Origin of the sequence: Adhaeretor mobilis (assembly GCF_007741515.1) — a bacterium.
GTDB classification, from domain to species: Bacteria; Planctomycetota; Planctomycetia; order Pirellulales; family Lacipirellulaceae; genus Adhaeretor; species Adhaeretor mobilis.
Window position 1 is genome coordinate 5,355,708 of sequence record NZ_CP036263.1, and the last position, 17,570, is coordinate 5,373,277.

Sequence of the window (17,570 nt, forward strand, 5' to 3'; positions counted from 1 at the left end):
GTAGGGTACTGCCGAGCTCCGCGAGGCATACCGAACCGTTGTTCGTGGTATGCCTCGCGGAGCTCGGCAGTACCCTACGGATCGATCCAAAAAACCCTCTTTCCGATTCTTAGTCTCTTCCGCCCCTTTGCGTCAAACCAACAATGCCCAGCACCGTCGAAAGCTACCTGAAGCCCGAAGTGATTCGGCAAATTTCGCGGCTTGATCTGCGCGCGCAGTTTATCGTGAAGGGCTTCCTGCAAGGCTTGCACGCAAGTCCGCTGCAAGGGTTCTCTGTGGAGTTCAGCGAGCATCGTCGCTATGCGCCAGGCGATGATCCTAAGGATATCGACTGGCTCGCTTTCGCGAAGACCGATCGCTACTACGTGAAGAAGTTCGAGGCAGAGACCAACATCACAGGCTACTTGGCGATGGATCTAAGCGCGTCGATGGGCTATCGCTATCGGCAGGAGTTATCCAAGTTTGAGTACGCTACGTGCCTTGCCGCCGCGCTGTGCTACTTGATGGTACACCAGAACGATCCCGTGGGTCTGGTGACTTTTGGCGAAAGAATTGTTGACTCGCTCGCGCCGAAATCAAAACGGGCACAGATTGGCAATATCCTCTCCCTGCTCGCACGACTGGAGCCGACCGACAAGACCAACGTCGCCAACAGTCTCAACCAGCTGGCAGCAATGCTCAAGCACAGTAGCCTGGTAATGGTCTTCAGCGATTTGCTGGAGGATCCCGAACCGCTACTCGCGTCACTCCGCCGTCTACGCCACGGCGGTCACGATGTGATTGTGTTTCACATTCTCGATCAGGCCGAAGTGGAGTTCCCCTTCGAAGGGCTCGTGGAACTCGAAGACCCAGAGACCAATGAGAGATTAGAAGTGGATGCCGACGGCTATCGGGCCGACTATTTGGAAGAGATCAACAGTTTCCGCGACATGCTGGGTCGGGAGTGCGTGAAGAGCAAGATCGACTACGTGCCATTGGATACGAGTATGCCATTCGATCATGCGTTGATGGAGTATTTATTGAATCGGCGAGATTGGGGATGAGTAAGGTGCCACATTTTTTTGAACCACAGAGGTGCACAGAGGTGCACAGAGAAACTAATCAGTCAAACCGCGAAGCATCTGTTGGGGTTTAAATCCAGTAAGGCGCACCACAAACGAAGGTGCGTTTCGCTAATGCTCACGACACCCTACGAAACTACAACACTAACTCTGTGAACCTCCGCGTCCTCTGTGGTTCAAATAGGATCTAAGCGAAGAATGAGCTTCCTAACACCAATGCTGCTCGGAGGAATTGGCCTAATCGCTTTGCCGATTGTGCTGCACTTGGTGATGCGCCAGGAGCCCAAGCTGCTGCTGTTTCCGGCGCTGCGATTTGTGCGCCAGCGGCGAGACTCCAATCGGCGGCGTGTCAAGCTACGGCACTGGTTGCTGCTGGCGATGCGTTGCTTGCTGATCGCGCTGTTTGCATTTGCACTCGCGCGGCCGACACTGCGAGGGAGCGGGTTGAAAGGTAAGGAGGGTGCGCCACTAGCGGTGGCGATGGTTGTGGATAACTCGCCACGCATGCAGTACGTGCACAAGAATCGCACTCGACTGGACGAAGCTACCGAGATCGCCGGTAAGCTGCTCAACAAACTGCCCGCGGACACCCAAGTAGCTGTCGTAGATCTGGGCCGCGCTGCCGGTGGTTTCGCGCGAGATTTGGGCACGGCACGCACGCGGCTCTCCAATTTGCGAGCCAGCGCCAGTATTCGCCCCTTGGCAGAAGTCGCGGCCGAAGCGATCACGCTAGTGGCAGACAAGGAAGAGTATCGCCAAGAGGTTTTTCTCTACACGGACCTCTCCTCCGCAGCCTGGAACGAAGAGGGACTGCAAACTCTTAGCGCAGCACTTTCTGCCGAGCCGGATGTCAAGCTGTACTTGATCGATGTCGGCGTGGACGAACCGACGAACGCGTCGCTAGGCGATTTGAAAGTCCGTCGCACGGTACTAAGGCCCGGTGAATCGCTCCACGTGGAAACACTAGTAGAAACCAATGAGGGTGGCTCATCAACTTTAGTGGAACTATGGCTCTCCGGCGACAATGGAGATAAGATGACGAAGCGCGGCCAGCAGATCGTCGCCGCAACCGACAAGTCTAGTAGCGACAAACCCGCCGAAGTTGCGTTCGAGGTGACCGACTTACCGCTGGGAACGCACCAAGCGATGGTGAAGCTGGCGACCAATGATCCGTTGGCCGTAGATAACGAGCGTTACTTCACCGTGGAGGTCCGCCCACCGGAGCGCGTATTGCTCGTAGCCGAGAAGCCTTCCGATGCACTGTTCGTGCAGGAGGCGCTCAATCCCACACTTTGGGAACAACCATTGCGTTTCGTTTGCGAAACGATGCTCTTCGACGAGCTCGCACAGACGGACCTTACAAAGTACAAAAGCGTATTGTTGCTCGATCCGCCCGCGCAGTCGACCGACACGTGGCAGCAGCTGCTTGACTTCGCAAATCAGGGCGGTGGCGTGGGTCTATTCCTAGGGCATCGTGCCCGACGAGACGCTTTCAATAGCGTTGAAGCCCAGCAGTTGTTGCCGGGGCCGTTGGTGCGCAAGTCGCGTGACGCCACGTACCTGCGGCCCAGACGACTCGACCACCCTGCCCTGGTCGGGCTGCGTGATTACGAGGAAAGCATCCCTTGGAAAACGTGCAACGTGTTCACCTATTGGCAGTTTGAAGACGTTGCGGACGACACGTACCCAATCGCTACTTATGCGAATGGCGATCCGGCAATCCTCGAACGTACTGCCGGGCGTGGTCGCATCATTACGATGACGACGCCGATTTCTGATTCGCTGGATCCTGAGGGTCGCGATCCATGGAACGTGCTCACCGCGCCGGCTGTTGCCTGGCCGTTTGTGGCCATCGTCGAAGAGCTCACCGGCTATCTCACGCAGGACAGTACCGGCGACCTGACGTTTGCCGCAGGCACGACCGCGCGAGTTTCGCTGGACGCGAATCAGCAGATTTCCAGCTACGTGCTGCGCCAGCCAGACGGGCAAGCCATGCGTCGCACGGCAACGCCCGGTGAACGTACGTTGCAAGTGAGCGTGACTGACCAGCTGGGCAACTATCGTTTGACCTCAGGTGGCTCTGCTACTGAATCCAGCGGGCGGCTCGACCGCGGCTTCAGCATAAACCTGCCAGCCGAGACCACTAATCTTGCCCGTGTCGCACCGGAAACGCTGCTGGATGCCTTGCCTGAAGGCCGCGCAGAGGTAGCCCAATCGCTCACCGACGCACAAGATTATGTGGACGTGGGAAGCCGTGGACGCGAGCTGTTCTCCTGGATCATGGCAATCGTGACCATCGTGTGGTGCGGCGAGCATTTGCTGGCGAACCGATTTTATCGGAGCGCGCCATGACCAGTTGGAGTTTCGATCCTGTCGGCGGCCCTTGGCTGCTTGCCGCGCTGGCTGCCGTGCTATTACCTTTGCTGGCGATTGGCCCAAATCGCGAGCAATCTCGCGGGCGACGGGTCACACTTACAGCGCTGCGCGCGGTCACCATGCTACTACTGTTCGTAGCACTGTTGCGCCCGTCACTAGAAACCACCGAAACCCGCCCACTACCCGGCACCTTGTTGGTGCTGGGCGATGTTTCGCGCAGCATGAGTGTGGAGGATTCGCTGGGGAACGAGTCTCGATTTGTTTCGATGAAAAACGTACTCCGCGAATCGCAAGAGCCACTCGCTGAGCTGGACGAGAACTGGGACTTCAAGGCCTACGCTTTTGACGAACAACTCACGCCGTTAGAAGTGAAAGAGGGCCTGATTGCTTTCCCTGATTCGCCAGACGGAAATCAAACAGCCATCGGTGCCGCGCTAGACGATGTTCTCGCTCGTGAGGCCCAGCAACGTTTGGTCGCGGTGCTACTGATGAGCGACGGAGCCCAACGCGCGTTCGCCCCGCGAGATACACCGCCGCAAACGCTAGCCCGCCGGCTAGCAGTCGATGGCGTGCCATTGTACACGTTTACCTATGGCAAGCCGGCACTGGGGGATCGCTCCGACGTGCGCATGAGCGACCTACTCACCAACGATACGACCTTCGCCGAAACACCGGCAACCGTTAGTGGCGTGGTCACGGCCAACGGATATCAGAATCAGCCGTTCACGGTGCAACTCTTGTGGGAAGATGCCGACGGCGAGATGCAAACGGTCGATACGCAGCGCATTGAGATGCAACACAACCGCCGGCAGCAGGAAGTCAAGCTTACCTACACTCCGAACGAGCCGGGCGAGTACAAGGTGACCTTGCGAGTAGAACCGCCCGAAGGCGAACTAGTCACGGCCAATAACGAGCAAACCACTTTTGTCACCGTGCAAAAGGGTGGTGTGAAAGTACTGTACCTAGCCGGTGCCGACCGAATTGGTGGCGGGCCGAACATCGAAGCACGCTTTGTGCGCAACGCTTTGTCCGCGCATGCCGATTTGAATGTCAATTACGAACTGCTCAACTATCGCAACCCGCAGATAGACTATCGTGGTCGGCTCGACGAGGGCAAATACGATGTACTGCTGTTGGGGAATGTCGACTCGATCGCTTTCGACAAACCGACCTGGGACACAATCGCCAAGTTGATCGACGACGGCACGGGCCTAGCCATGCTGGGCGGGTTCCACAGTTTCGGTCCTGGCGGCTATCGTCGCACTTCGCTGGAGCGGGTGCTGCCGATACGAATGGGCCCTGCCGAACGTCAGAATTTCAATGAGCCGCCTCGCTCGGACATGCATTTGCCAGCGGGACCAGTGCAACTGGTGCCGGTGGGGCTGGGTGGCACCGTGCATCCCATTCTGCAGATTGGCGATAATGCTTCAGCAGAGAGTAAACTTTGGAGCGAAGTCCCAGCCCTCGATGGTGGTAACCAATTTGATCGTTTGCGACTTGCTCCGAACGCGCAGACCATCGCGGAAGCGGACAACCTGGCCCGTTCGCCGCTGATCGTGCTCGGCGCGTGGGGCGAAGGTCGCACTGCCGCACTGGCATTCGATTCCACGTGGCACTGGCAAATGGAAGGCTACGGGGAAGTCCACAGGCGATTCTGGCGGCAGTTGGTTCTCTGGCTGGCCAAGAAGGACGACAGCGCCGGCCGGCAAGTGTGGGCGAAGCTCGATGGACGGCGTTACCAACAGGGCAATCGCGTGGAATTTACCCTGGGTGCCCGCGACACGCAGAGCCAAGCCCTCGCTGAAGCAGAGTTCGACGTGCAAGTAGAAATGCCCGACGGTAGCGTGAAGCCGGTACGGACCGTTTCGAATAATAGAACTTCCCGGAAGGCAAGCTTTGCTGAGACTTCTCAGGCGGGCGACTATCGCATCTTGGTAAGCGCTCGCGCGGGGGGCGAATCGCTCGGCACTACAACACTTCGCTTTTCTGTAACGGACCAAGACGTAGAGCTCGACCAACCAGCCGCCGACCCGACGCTCATGGCCGCGCTCTCCAAAGCCACTGCGGAAGCAGGTGGCGAAGCGCTCGCACCTGAGGAACTACCGGAGTTGCTCGAACGGCTCAAGGAAAAGCGCGAAGAGTTTGAAGAGGAGATCGTCGAGCAACGCACGCTATGGGACACGTGGCCGATGCTTATTGGATTCGTTGGGCTGTTGGGTACGGAGTGGTTTTTGCGGAAGAAGTGGGGGATGGTTTGAAGTTGTGCAACTGCATCTTTTTTTCGATATAGTACGAACCTACCTGAGCTACCTGCATTAGTGCTGAAACGTATCAGCAGCAGGGGCATTTACACAAACGTTTCGAATACGACTTACCATGAATGCATACGACCACTTCGGAATTCCTAAGCATGTCACTCTAGGATTTCTTGCATTCTTGCTAATTACATATCTCTATGTCTGGAAGGTGAAAGTCTCTTTTTTGGGGATCAGAGTCGAATCCATGCCTGAGGCTATCTTGCCTTTAGCTAGATGGATCCTACCAGGTATAATCACGACTCTGATTGCGGGCTTTTTTCCAATTACTGACGGCGTTTCGGGTCTTGATCAAAGAACTAGTTCATTGGATAGCAAGAGTGAGCCTCACATAGCTTCTACTTCTCCATCGCCCCAAAGTCGTGATGAACCGATCGAAGTTAACGACCTAGAGGCACCTACTGAGTCATCGACACTGGCTGCCGCAGACGCAAAAGTTGTGTCGCAACCTATTGTGCCTATCCCGTCGGATTTCCTAGTTAAGATTGGTAAAAGTAGCATGTCTTTTTTGGAAGAAGCCCACAGCCCAAAAGATTGGGCTACATACCGCGATCATGTCGACATAGACGTTGATCTCGGGACGCAATTTGAGAGTGTGACGTTCTACAACGTTAGCAGGGATTTTTTTGACACCGAGAAAGATCTCATAGACTATTACTTGTATCGATTCGATTCTAGCGATCCCCTTATCTCAAGAGACATCGAGGCGAGCATCGAGTCGCGCCTCGTTTCCGCTACTCGGGTACAAACTCCTGAACACGAAGCAAGCCCGCATTTAATTATTTGGACACTCAGCAATGGCGATTGTATTGCGTTGACTCCAGGGCAAGTTGGCGGATTCAGCAAGACACATGTGCTGCCATTCACGGAGCGATACTTCAGTAGCTTGCTTAACACTGGGAGCCCCCCTGTAACTGCGATTCTCATGAAACCACTCTTCGAAGGCTCTAAGGTTTGCTGGGTTACTGCACCGGGAATACACACGGCAGGTTTTGAACTTCTGCAAATCGACGACTCGGATATTGCTCATCTGGCAATACTACCATCATTAAGTACAAAGATTGCAATCAGGTACGAAGTGCGCCTCGATCTGAACACCGAGGCAAATGATTTCTTGAGAGAGCAACTTGAGGATGGAGTTACCATTGATTTCATGAGTTACATTGGCACGCTCGATTTCACCGAGTGTGAGGACGGGCTTATTATCATCAAAGATGCATCCCTCGTAGATGCCTACAATTTTTAGTCACTTGAGAATATCGGCACTCTTTATCGCGTCTCTTCTTAACAGACAGTTCTCTTGCAAGAACGGGGAGTCCCTCGTCGTGCGATCTGCGGACGAACACGATGCCGCACCTCTTAAAGAGCTAGTGAAAACAATGCTTGCCGATGGCAACGGACAAGTACGTCTGCTCGAAGTAAACTCAGCCACCAAGGAAGACGAGCTTGGCGCAATTGTCAACCACCGGGATGACCCCAACTGCTTATTCCTGATCGCCGAGCCTGACCAGAAGGTGGTCGGTTGTTTGCACTTCGCTGGCAGCCCGCTCTCGCGTCTTGCCCATCGCGGAATCTTCGGCATGGGCGTCGCTCCCCAGTGGCGAGGCCAGGGCGTTGGCCGGCAGCTGCTCCAAACTTTTCTCGCTTGGGCCGAATTGAACCCCATGCTGGAAAAGATCTGCCTAGCCGTTGTGGCCAACAACGCTCGCGCGATTGCGCTCTATAAGAAGCTGGGCTTTCAGGAAGAGGGCCCCACGCGTGACTCGAGGTGAAGTATGACGAGGGCGACTACTCTTGTCATACTCTTATGTATCGGTTTGTGTAGAGTGGTCACGGATGTTGTCGCTCGGCCATCCTGGCTGAGTAGTGGGAAGCTGAGCACTCCGGCCCGCCTAGTTTGGCTCCGTGAGGTCGTGCTGCCAATCCGCTCACGGACCAGGCCGGAGTCACTGATCTACTTGGGGCGGTACTTGGGCAACGAGCCTCCAAACTGGTAGAATCCTCAGCACACATGGCTTCGCTCGCTGAAAAATCGCTGGGTTACTTACACGCACGGCTCGCTCCGTGTTTGGCGGTGCCGGAGTGTGTCCAGCGGTACGACTATCGCACGTACTACTCCATGCTCATCGCCAACTCGATGGCGTTTCTCTTGCATTTGTCGTGGATCTATATTTTCTGGCGGCTCGACTTTATGCCGCTTAGCTATATCAACATGATTAGCGTAGCCATTTGGATTATTAACATTGCCATCCTGCGTTACTGGGGGGCAGTGCTGACGGCAGTCGTGATTGGTTCTGCGGAAGTGGTCACCCATCAGTTCCTGGCGATTTACTATTTAGGGTGGGGTTATGGGTTTCAGTATTACCTGCTGGTAGTCGTGGCGTTTGCTTTCATGATGAACTTCAGGAAAATGTTGATCCCGGGGCTGATGTTCGTAGTCTGCTTAGTATCGTTTCTCGGGTTCTATTACGAAGTGCAGTACTGGAAAACTCCCCACTTCGAGTTAGGCGCGACCGTGCGTGAATCCTTTCTCATGGCCAACGTGACTAGCGCGTTTGCCATTCTGGCGATGATGTCTTACGTCTACAGCGAAGCAGCTCGCACGGCGGAAGCCATGCTGGAGCTCGAACGCCAAAAATCCGACCGGCTGCTCCTGAACATCTTGCCCGCATCGATCGCCCAGCGTCTCAAAGAAGATAGTGCGGTCATCGCAGACCACTTCGATTCCGCCACGGTCATGTTCTCCGACATCGTGGGCTTTACTGCGATGTCAGAAAAAGTTTTGCCGGAGAAGCTCGTGGGGCTTCTGAATCAACTGTTCTCCGCGTTTGACGATCTCGCAGAGAAGCACAACTTGGAGAAGATCAAAACCATCGGCGATGCGTACATGGTCGCTGGCGGAATCCCCGAGAAGCGTGAGGGGCACACGGTCGACGTTTCGCACATGGCGCTCGACATGCTTCGTGCGGTCGAAAAGATTAATGAGGAGAATGACGACCCGGTCGAAATCCGCATCGGCATCCACAGAGGCCCAGCGGTGGCTGGGGTCATCGGTATTAAAAAGTTTGCCTACGATGTGTGGGGCGATACGGTGAACACCGCAAGCCGCATGGAATCAACCAGCCTGCCGAGCAGGATTCAACTTTCTGAGCAAGCGGCGGAGTCATTGAACGATGATTTCGAAATCGTCGAGCGCGGCACCGTAGAGGTGAAAGGCAAAGGCGGCATGAAGACGTACTGGCTGCTGGGGCGCGCGTAGGGTCCACTGTGCGGACCAACAGCACGCAACCAATGGCGCGTCAAACCAGAGTGGTTTTCTTCAGAAGGCAGAGTCCTGGTCCGCACAGCGGCCCCTACATCCGCACCAACAATTTCCCGGTCACCTTATCCTCCGCATCAATCGTGCTTGATTCTTGCAGGGCGTGCAATTCTGCGGTGTCTTCGAGCGTCGCGATGCGATCCACGCGCGTCTTCAACACGCCATCGGTGAGCCAGCGGTTAATGTCGTCAGCAGCGTTGGCTTGGGCCTTGGCCGACGCGAGGAACATCACGAAGCCGAGCAGCTTGTTGCAATTCGAGTAGAACGGGCCGACCGGGAATTCGGGGCGGGCGTCGCGACCAGCCATGATGACCATACGACCGCCGAGGGTGAGCGACGCGAAGGCCGGCTCGAAGTTGGGCGTGCGAGCTGTCTCCCACCACACGTTCACGCCGTCGGGCAGTTCCTCTCGCACACGCTCCGCGACGTTTTCAGTACGATAGTTAATCACCAAATCCGCGCCGAGCCTCTGGCAGTACTCCACCTTGGCTTGATTGCTAGTCGTGGCGACAACGCGATTGCCGTGCGCTTTGGCCATTTGAACGACTGTGGAACCCACGCCGCCGCTACCGCCGCTCACGAGAACTGTTTCACCTTCTTGGATGCGAGCTTCCTCGACCAAACCTAGGTGAGCGGTGATCCCAACCAGTGCCGTTGCCGCAGCAGCTTCGTCGGTCACGCCCTCGGGCGTGGGATAGAGCCACTGCTCATCGACGGCCGCCAGTTCGGCAAACGTGCCTTGCCGGCCGAGTAATCCCTGGTTGGAGCCCCACACCCGATCACCCGGCTCGAACTTGGTAACATCGTCGCCCACGGCTTCTACCACGCCTGCTAAGTCGCACCCTACCACGAATGGCATGGGCAGCTCAAAGGGCACATGGCCGGCACGAATATACGTATCCACGGGATTCAACGCGGCTACCTTCACCCGCACAAGTACCTGATTGGCAGTAAGAGTCGGATCGGGCAGTTCACCAACTTTGATGTTGCTAGCCGGGCCAGTTTGTTCGATGTACGCCGCTCGCATCAGGAAACTCCAAGACGAAATGAAAGATTCGCCTACGTCACAACGTAGGCTGAGCTTATACTAGCGGAACACACATTTTTTTGAACCACAGAGGGCACAAAGACCACGGAGAAACTGAAGAGAACAAATAGGGTGCATGCGATTCATAAGGCACACCTTCAAGAGCAGTGCGTTTTGTGAAACTCACAGCCTACAATAGCTCTCTGTGAACCTCCGTGCTCTTTGTGGTTCAAATCCTAAAGCCACAACCGTAGTAAACGCTTGAATTGGTTCCCGAAAAAACTTGGCTGGGTTCTGCTCATTTATATGGGCCTGCTGGCCTATGCGCTGGTGGCTTGGTTGCCCTCGATCATCGACACCTACCAGCGCACTGCGGAAAGCAAGCCGGCGTTGGCTACGACCTATCTGGTGGGAGTATCGATTGGCGGGCTGGTGCTGTTGGGCATCTCGCTCTTCTTCCTGGGTCGTATGTGGCGGAATAGTTTGGCCAAACAACGTGATCGTACACGACGCTCAAAGAACCCTAGCGCGCTCTCACCGACGGAACGCCGCGCGGAACTCGATGCAAACCTTGCCCGCAGCGAGCAGTTCACCTCGGACGCCGCTGCCGATGAAGCGCTGCGCGAGCAGCTCAAGACGGACATGGAAGCGCTGGCTGCGAAGAGGGAAACGCAGCGTTTGGAAATCGTCGCGTTTGGCACGATTTCTAGCGGGAAGAGCTCGCTGCTGAATTCGCTGGCAGGTCGAGAAGTGTTTTCCTCGAATGTCGTCGGCGGCACCACCAGCGCGCGCAGTGAGATCCCTTGGCCGGGCAGCGATTCGGTCGTCTTGGTCGATACGCCGGGCCTGGCGGAAGTGCGGGGCGAGTCACGCGCAGCCATCGCGGCGGCGGCGGCCAACACGGCAGACTTGGTGCTACTGGTGGTCGATGGGCCGTTGAAATCTTACGAGGTGGAGCTAGTTGAAGTCCTCTTCGCGATGGAGAAGCGGCTGCTGGTGTGCCTCAACAAAGAGGATTGGTACGATCCGGCGGAGCAAAAGGAATTGCTCGCACAAATCTCTGAACAGTTGCCCAATGTTGAAGCGCCAGACGTCGTGGCCGTGCGAGCCGCGGAAGTCATGCGTCCCCGCGTGCGTGTACTTGCCGACGGCACTGAAAAAACCGAGTACGTGCCCACCCCGCCCGATGTCACACCGTTAGCCAGACGCATGCTGCGGGTTATCGAGCACGACGGCAAAGATATGCTCCTGGCCAATTTGCTACTGCAATCGCGTGGCTTGGTCGATGAAGCGAAAGATCGCGTGCGGGAGCAGCTCGACAAACGAGCCGACGAGATCATCACGAAATACATGTGGGCAGCGGGCGGCGCAGCAGGAATCAACCCGTTCCCGCTCCTCGATCTGGCCGGCGGCAGCGCGATCACGATGAAGATGGTGCTCGACTTGGCGAAGGTGTACCGACAAAAGCTCGACGTCGATATGGCGGCCAAGATGCTCGAGCAGCTCGGCAAGAACTTGATTGCGATGGTCGGTGCCACAGTTGCCACACCTGCAGTGGCCGCGGGAATCGGTTCACTATTAAAGACCGTGCCGGGCATCGGCACAATCGCCGGCGGACTGGTGCAGGGCGTGACCCAGGCACTGGTGACCCGCTGGATTGGCAATGTGTTTGTCGAGTATCTTCGTAACGAAATGAAACCACCGGGCGGCGGTCTAGCCGAAATCGCTCGCGACCAGTGGGAGAAACTCACGCGGCCACAGAATTTGAAGAAGCTAATTCAGCTGGGTAGGGACGAATTGGATCATGAAGAACAGGATATTTTTTAACCACAAAGTACACAAAGAGGTTGCATAGTTGGCTATGCCGAATGAATTTCCTAGATTTCATCGATTAGTGATTGGTAGTTTCTTTCACCAACTGCACATTTCCGATGGATTCTTTGTGACCTTTGTGTTCTTTGTGGTTCAATAAGTCTATGGCATCTCCATCAACAACAACCCACGACGCTGACTATGCCGATGCCTTGGAATCGGTTAAGGATGCCGTGTTGCGCATGAAGGGTTGCAATGAAGGGGAACGTACCGAGCTGATGCACGACCTGGCGCAGCTGGAGATGATGGCTGAGAAGTTGCAGGCGGGACGGGTTGAGATCGTCGTGTTCGGCGAGATAAGCACCGGCAAGAGCGCACTGATCAACGCCATGATTGGTGAAGACAAAGCGGGTGTAAACATCCGTGGCGGGTGGACCAAGGACGTGTGGCAGATTCCTTGGGACTCTTCGGGATACGAAATCTCTGGCTTTGCCGATTCTAAGGTCGTTTTCGTTGATACACCGGGCCTAAACGAAGTTGACGGTGCAGAGCGCGGCGAGCTGGCCCAACGTGCCGCCGAGCGAGCCGACATCGTACTGTTTGTGACGGATTCCGATCTAAACGAGACGGAATACTCAGCGTTGGTCGATTTGGCTGCGTTGCACAAGCCCTTGCTGTTGGTGCTTAACAAAACGGACCTTTATCGCAAGGAAGAGTTGGCCGATTTGCTATCGCTCTTCCGCGGCACTCGCCTGGCAGGCATTGTCGATCCGGAACATGTGGTCACCGCGCAGGCCAACCCGCGCGAGATGGAGTACGTTGTCGAGTCGGCCGATGGCAGCACGCGCACCGAGTACCGCAAACCTGAACCTCATGTGAGCGAAGTCACCACAGGCATTGTAAAGTTGCTGCAAGCCGAAGGAAAATCGTTGGTGGCGCTCAACGCCGCAATCTTTGCCGCTGACAAGAGCGATCGCATGGCGGCGATTCGCGTGAAGTATCGCGAAGAGACTGCCGCGAAGGTCATCTGGAGCTACGCGACAATCAAGTCGCTAGCCGTAGCACTTAACCCGGTGGCCGTGACCGACGTGCTAGGCGGTGCTGCCGTTGACGCCACGATGGTTGTAAACCTGGGAAAAATCTACGGCATCGAAGTCACGATGGCCAACGCCCGAGAGCTAATTACTTCGATCCTCAAAGCGGCCGGCTGGGTCATGTTGGGGGAAGCGGTCGTGCACTATACGTCAAGTTTCTTCAAAGCCGTGACCTTCGGCTTCAGCACCATCGCCTCAGCCATTCCCCAAGGCGCGGCAGCCGGATACGGCTCGTACATCGTGGGACAAGCGGCGCGGTACTACTTTCAGCACGGTGCCAGCTGGGGTGAGAACGCACCGAAGCAAGTGGTGAGCCAAATCCTCGCGAACACGGACAAAGAGTCGGTCCTGGAGAAGCTCAAGGACGAGATTCGTGAGAAGATCGCAAGGAACGAGCACGCGGATCGTTGAGTGGCGATCAGCGATTGTCGACGCCTTCGAGATACTGCTTGAATACGCGTAGCGTTTCTTCGCTGACGTGATGCTCAATTCCCTCCGAGTCGATTGCCGCAATGGCGGGGCTGACGCCGAGAGCGATGAGAAATTGCTCGACGATTTCATGTCGTCGGCGCGACGCGGACGCCAGTTTTTCGCCTTTGGTCGTGAGTCGCAGCGGGCGATAGGGCTCGCTCTCGACAAGCCCCTCGCTTGCGAGCCGCGCAACGGTCTTCGTAATCGTCACGTGGCTCACGCCAAACAACCGCGCCAAGTCAGCTCCCCGGCATTCGCCCTTCTCGGCGATGGCGTCGGCAATCGCTTCGACGTAATCCTCAGCCGTTTCCTGGGCGTGATCCGCCCGGGTGCGTTGGAAGGGTCGCGGTTGCTGCTTCGAGCTGGTTTTCTCTAATCGCTTCTTTTCTTGTGGGTTGGCCATTCGTTCATTCTCGCAAGAACCTGAACCGCCTGCTAGTTGCTGGAATAGACACTCTCCCATTTGTTGGCCATCGACTTTGGTCGACGATGGGCTGGTACCCAGAGCACGCGACGAGCAAGCTCGACGGCTAATGATGTAATTCCGGCCATTGGTCAGAATCTCATTTGCTGACTTGACAGAAGTTTAGCAACGGCTAAATTAACCGGGGTTTAACCAAGGCTAAATTAACTCGTACTGGAACTCCCTTATGAAGTTTTCAAATCATATTCGCCCAAAAGCCGGCTTTACGCTCGTCGAATTACTGGTCGTAATAGCCATTATCGGTGTGCTCATCGGGCTGCTACTACCTGCCGTTCAGGCGGCACGTGAGGCGGCACGACGGAGCCAATGCATGAACCATCTCAGGCAAATCGGCCTCGCCATGCAGAACTACGAGAGCGCTCGTGGCGTACTGCCGCCGGGCTATCGGTCGAATTCGCACTCCGCGTCTGTTGTTTCGCGGGATACGACTACTTGGGATGCAGAGCCGGGCTGGGGTTGGGGAGCGCATTTGCTCGACCATATGGAGCAGTCGAGCATCTCGGCAGGTGTCCAACTGGATGAACCGATCTGGCATGTCGACCACCGGTCGTTGATTCGCACTCAGGTTTCCACCTTCCTATGCCCGTCGTCTACCGGAGATACCGAGTCGTTTCTCTTGCAGGACGAATCCGGCACCTCACTTTCGCTTTCTGGCGGCAATGTCGAACTAGCACGCTCGCACTATGTCGCCAGTCACGGGCAGGAATCGTGCTGGGGAGAGTGCGGTGGCAACCCCTCGCAGGTGATTTTCTCGGACATCTATAGCCAAGCAAAGCAAACCATCAATCACCAACGCGACGTATCCCAAATTGCGGACGGGCCGTTCTATCGCAATTCCAAGACTCGCTTCAAAGAGATTACCGACGGTCTCTCGAATACGATTTTCCTTGGCGAGCACTCCTCGTCACTCAGCGAAAAAACTTGGGTGGGTGTCGTGCCGGGCGCGTTTGTGCATCCACTATTCAGTTCGCCTGAGAACGGCGTTGATTCGGCCGCCACGTTGGTGCTCGTTCACGCGGGTCCCTCCGGCGGCGAGGAAGATGCCAACGGCCTGCCGATCATCCATCCGGTGAATTTTCCCGCGTATCACGTAGGGCAGATGTATTCCGAACACCCTGGCGGTGGCAACGTAGGCCTGGGTGACGGTTCCACACGGTTCGTCGCCAACGAGGTCGACCTGTTCGTGTGGGCCGAGTGGTCGAGCATCGCCGAAGGCGAGGTCCAGAACGAAATGTAGTTTCGGTGGTTCGAGAACTACCGATCGACCCAAGCGTCGGCTCTACGAGCCACGGCTTTTTCCTCAACAACTCGACAAACTTCAGACGAAGAAATTCCATGACAAGATTCACCCATCGCTTAACCTGCTGCTGTCTAGCTCTGAGCCTGATGCCACTTCCAGGCTGCGGGAATTCTATCGAGACAGGCCCAGCGGCTTACGCCAATCTGCAATCGCTGTACTTAGTGTCCAACCAGCGCGATGCAAAAAAGTTGGAAGAAGTGGCTCAACATATTGCCGAACAACGCCAAACGGGGGAGATTTCCGCTGCGGAGGAAGAATCGCTTGTCGAGATCATTAACGATGCGAGGGGTGGTAATTGGCAAGCGGCTAATAAGGCGGCCCGAGCGTTGATGGAAGCACAAATACACCTCAATCGCTAAACACCAGCCCAGGCACACCGCCTAGGTCGGAGAAGAACACTCAGAGTCGCCATGGCTGACAAGACTAGCGTCGTGGGTTCAGGGACTCCCGCAACATTTGACAATGGGGGTCGATAGGTGCGTTGCCAAGCGATGAAATCTTCTCCACCTCGGTCGCTACCGTAGTCCGAACTCCAAATATTGAGATCAAGGTCATCTACGAACTCGTCATTGTTGAAGTCTGTGTATCCAGAGAGAGGATGGTCTGAAACAACATCCCAGATAGTTTGTTGGAGTATATCGTTCAACCCAGGAGTAGTGGCACTCTCGTCTCCGTAAGAAATCGTTGGCCGTGCTAAACCTACGGGAGATGTCTTAAAGAACATTGAGTAAAAAGTCATTGCCGCCATGTAGCGGCCTTCGTCGGTGAGGTGAATCAAGTCGCGGTAGAAGTAGTTAAGGCTTGTGACTCCAGGGATGGTCCCTGCCGCAATCTGCTTATCTAACTCAAACAAGACTTCCCCGGCCGGGACTACGTAAACCGTTGCGTCGGTTAGTTCTCTCACATCTTCTAGGAGATGCTCGTAGTACTCTCTCTGGCTTCTCGTCGCAGTAGTTGGATCATCGACAAACGGGGTCTCCCACTCAGACTGGTAAGGCCAAGTCGTTTGGCCTGGCCAGGTCGCGTAAATATAGAAAACGGTGTCTGCGTTTTGGGGATTCTGCTGAGCCAAGGAGATGAATGTCAGGATGGAATCTATGTCATCTTGGAGTGTAGAACTTTGCGTGAGGTGAGGTTGCATCGTGACAAAGTCCCACTCGTAGTTTGGCAAAGCATTAGGGAATTTATCGTAGGGGGATCGGGGCGTAATGCACACTGTGTCTGGATCCGCGACGATCGAGTGCAACGCCGAGCTACAGCGAATATGCGGAACCGTTTCGTGACTACCCCCTTCGGCAAGAACTATTTGCTCAAAACCAGAGAGAAGCTCTTGGCCGTTGCTGAATTTAAAGCCATCTTGTGTAAAGCTATTGCCAATAGAATAGCTAGTTGTCTGCGAGCGAGCGGGGGCTACAGCCATAGCGGCAACCAATAGGCCTAATACAATGCTGAGCTTCATATGTCGGTTCCTCGCCAGAATCTGTGGGTGAAAATATGCAACATCACGACAGTGGGACCTCCGCTCAGGCTCGACAGAGGGGCTAGCCAACTCTCCTGGTGTATACATTTGTCAATTCAAACCACACATTTTGAACACCTAAGTCATCTGATGGTCAGTTTGAGAACCCCAAAAAAAACACTGCATGTTAGCTTCAAATCTCCTGTTTGCCCGGAATCTACCCACAGATTCTGGTGAGGAGGCCATATATCCGCTACACCAACGTGTACTGATGAATGGGAGCAAACTAAGAGCTCCCCATTCGAATATATGCCCCCGCTATCCTTCCTATTCTAGCAGCAGGCCCTGAATCCCAACAATAAAAAACGCGACTGTTTCGTGTAACGTAGAAACTAGCACAACACGCAAAAGCGCACTTGCAGCCATATTTTCACTAGAACCACCTCAATCGAGTATTCGCAAACACTTCAGCCGTCTGAAGTATTACGAATATTCTTGCCAGCCTGCTTCCAGCGGCGTTCATTGCTCCGCAGGCTGCTCATTTCTTGTGAGGATCTCGTGCTTAGCGAATCCCAAACAATTTGACGTGTCTGTCACCCGCGATTACGATCAACGCTATGCGAAGTGCTTGAGGATACTGAGGAGACTCTCGGCACCCACCAGCTGTCTGAGGACATTGCTAAGCTACTCGAGCCGCATGCGTTTGCGGGCGCGGCCCTGAAACGGAACGGAACCATGTGCGTACGAAGTTCAGTGTTGCATTCTTGCGCGCTTTTGGTTTACTGTTGCGCCGTTGCAACTACAGCGGTGGCGAGCACCTCCTACCATATTGGCAACAGCTTGACATACGAC

13 protein-coding genes are annotated in these 17,570 nt (G+C 55.4%); 10 read left to right on the top strand and 3 right to left on the bottom strand.

The window, feature by feature from the left end; all coding sequences use genetic code 11:
• Positions 1-143: 143 nt before the first annotated feature.
• The 6 genes from HG15A2_RS21045 to HG15A2_RS21070 all read left to right on the top strand — a co-directional run bounded on the left by HG15A2_RS21045 (position 144) and on the right by HG15A2_RS21070 (position 9,011).
• On the top strand, positions 144-1,043 hold the full coding sequence (locus HG15A2_RS21045; RefSeq protein WP_145063028.1) for a DUF58 domain-containing protein: 900 nt from the start codon (positions 144-146) through the stop codon (positions 1,041-1,043).
• Positions 1,044-1,259: 216 nt separating this feature from the next.
• Positions 1,260-3,413, top strand: coding sequence for a BatA domain-containing protein (locus tag HG15A2_RS21050; RefSeq protein WP_145063030.1), 2,154 nt, complete (start codon positions 1,260-1,262; stop codon positions 3,411-3,413).
• On the top strand, positions 3,410-5,695 hold the full coding sequence (locus tag HG15A2_RS21055; RefSeq protein WP_145063032.1) for a glutamine amidotransferase: 2,286 nt from the start codon (positions 3,410-3,412) through the stop codon (positions 5,693-5,695). Before HG15A2_RS21050 ends, HG15A2_RS21055 begins: the two co-directional genes overlap by 4 nt.
• A 118-nt stretch (positions 5,696-5,813) precedes the next feature.
• Positions 5,814-6,998, top strand: coding sequence for a hypothetical protein (locus tag HG15A2_RS21060; RefSeq protein WP_145063034.1), 1,185 nt, complete (start codon positions 5,814-5,816; stop codon positions 6,996-6,998).
• Positions 6,999-7,077: 79 nt separating this feature from the next.
• A complete protein-coding gene (locus HG15A2_RS21065; protein WP_218932152.1) occupies positions 7,078-7,524 on the top strand; it encodes a GNAT family N-acetyltransferase in 447 nt (148 codons plus the stop codon).
• A gap of 239 nt (positions 7,525-7,763) precedes the next feature.
• The gene (locus tag HG15A2_RS21070; protein WP_145063038.1) at positions 7,764-9,011 is read left to right on the top strand and encodes an adenylate/guanylate cyclase domain-containing protein; all 1,248 of its coding nucleotides are present in this window, start codon (positions 7,764-7,766) and stop codon (positions 9,009-9,011) included.
• A gap of 94 nt (positions 9,012-9,105) precedes the next feature.
• Here HG15A2_RS21070 and HG15A2_RS21075 read toward each other — a convergent pair whose 3' ends face one another.
• Positions 9,106-10,098, bottom strand: a complete 993-nt coding sequence (locus HG15A2_RS21075) for an NADPH:quinone reductase (protein ID WP_145063040.1) — start codon at positions 10,096-10,098, stop codon at positions 9,106-9,108.
• A gap of 261 nt (positions 10,099-10,359) precedes the next feature.
• Here HG15A2_RS21075 and HG15A2_RS21080 point away from each other — a divergent pair, with 261 nt between their 5' ends.
• Both HG15A2_RS21080 and HG15A2_RS21085 read left to right on the top strand, forming a co-directional pair.
• Positions 10,360-11,925 carry a YcjF family protein gene (locus HG15A2_RS21080; RefSeq protein WP_145063042.1) on the top strand — a complete coding sequence of 522 codons (1,566 nt, stop codon included), beginning with the start codon at positions 10,360-10,362 and terminating at the stop codon, positions 11,923-11,925.
• Positions 11,926-12,074: 149 nt separating this feature from the next.
• Positions 12,075-13,415 carry a YcjF family protein gene (locus HG15A2_RS21085; RefSeq protein WP_145063044.1) on the top strand — a complete coding sequence of 447 codons (1,341 nt, stop codon included), beginning with the start codon at positions 12,075-12,077 and terminating at the stop codon, positions 13,413-13,415.
• Positions 13,416-13,422: 7 nt separating this feature from the next.
• On the opposite strand, the gene mntR is transcribed toward HG15A2_RS21085, so the two are convergent.
• Positions 13,423-13,878, bottom strand: coding sequence for a manganese-binding transcriptional regulator MntR (mntR, locus tag HG15A2_RS21090; RefSeq protein ID WP_145063046.1), 456 nt, complete (start codon positions 13,876-13,878; stop codon positions 13,423-13,425).
• 247 nt (positions 13,879-14,125) lie between these two features.
• On the opposite strand from mntR, the gene HG15A2_RS21095 reads away from it, so the two are divergent.
• Both HG15A2_RS21095 and HG15A2_RS21100 read left to right on the top strand, forming a co-directional pair.
• On the top strand, positions 14,126-15,196 hold the full coding sequence (locus HG15A2_RS21095) for a DUF1559 family PulG-like putative transporter (RefSeq protein ID WP_145063048.1): 1,071 nt from the start codon (positions 14,126-14,128) through the stop codon (positions 15,194-15,196).
• Positions 15,197-15,294: 98 nt separating this feature from the next.
• A complete protein-coding gene (locus HG15A2_RS21100; protein ID WP_145063050.1) occupies positions 15,295-15,618 on the top strand; it encodes a hypothetical protein in 324 nt (107 codons plus the stop codon).
• On the opposite strand, the gene HG15A2_RS21105 is transcribed toward HG15A2_RS21100, so the two are convergent.
• The gene (locus HG15A2_RS21105; protein WP_145063052.1) at positions 15,615-16,718 is read right to left on the bottom strand and encodes a DUF4886 domain-containing protein; all 1,104 of its coding nucleotides are present in this window, start codon (positions 16,716-16,718) and stop codon (positions 15,615-15,617) included. The two genes, HG15A2_RS21100 and HG15A2_RS21105, sit on opposite strands and share 4 nt — an antisense overlap.
• Between the last annotated feature and the right edge of the window lie 852 nt (positions 16,719-17,570).

Excerpts from the sequence above, each read along its gene's own strand:
- HG15A2_RS21050 (WP_145063030.1), top strand. The coding sequence starts at position 1,260 with ATGAGCTTCCTAACACCAATGCTGCTCGGAGGAATTGGCCTAATCGCT.
- HG15A2_RS21095 (WP_145063048.1), top strand. The coding sequence starts at position 14,126 with ATGAAGTTTTCAAATCATATTCGCCCAAAAGCCGGCTTTACGCTCGTC.
- HG15A2_RS21075 (WP_145063040.1), bottom strand. The coding sequence starts at position 10,098 with ATGCGAGCGGCGTACATCGAACAAACTGGCCCGGCTAGCAACATCAAA.
- HG15A2_RS21045 (WP_145063028.1), top strand. The coding sequence starts at position 144 with ATGCCCAGCACCGTCGAAAGCTACCTGAAGCCCGAAGTGATTCGGCAA.
- HG15A2_RS21085 (WP_145063044.1), top strand. The coding sequence starts at position 12,075 with ATGGCATCTCCATCAACAACAACCCACGACGCTGACTATGCCGATGCC.
- HG15A2_RS21070 (WP_145063038.1), top strand. The coding sequence starts at position 7,764 with ATGGCTTCGCTCGCTGAAAAATCGCTGGGTTACTTACACGCACGGCTC.
- HG15A2_RS21055 (WP_145063032.1), top strand. The coding sequence starts at position 3,410 with ATGACCAGTTGGAGTTTCGATCCTGTCGGCGGCCCTTGGCTGCTTGCC.
- HG15A2_RS21105 (WP_145063052.1), bottom strand. The coding sequence starts at position 16,718 with ATGAAGCTCAGCATTGTATTAGGCCTATTGGTTGCCGCTATGGCTGTA.
- mntR (WP_145063046.1), bottom strand. The coding sequence starts at position 13,878 with ATGGCCAACCCACAAGAAAAGAAGCGATTAGAGAAAACCAGCTCGAAG.
- HG15A2_RS21100 (WP_145063050.1), top strand. The coding sequence starts at position 15,295 with ATGACAAGATTCACCCATCGCTTAACCTGCTGCTGTCTAGCTCTGAGC.
- HG15A2_RS21060 (WP_145063034.1), top strand. The coding sequence starts at position 5,814 with ATGAATGCATACGACCACTTCGGAATTCCTAAGCATGTCACTCTAGGA.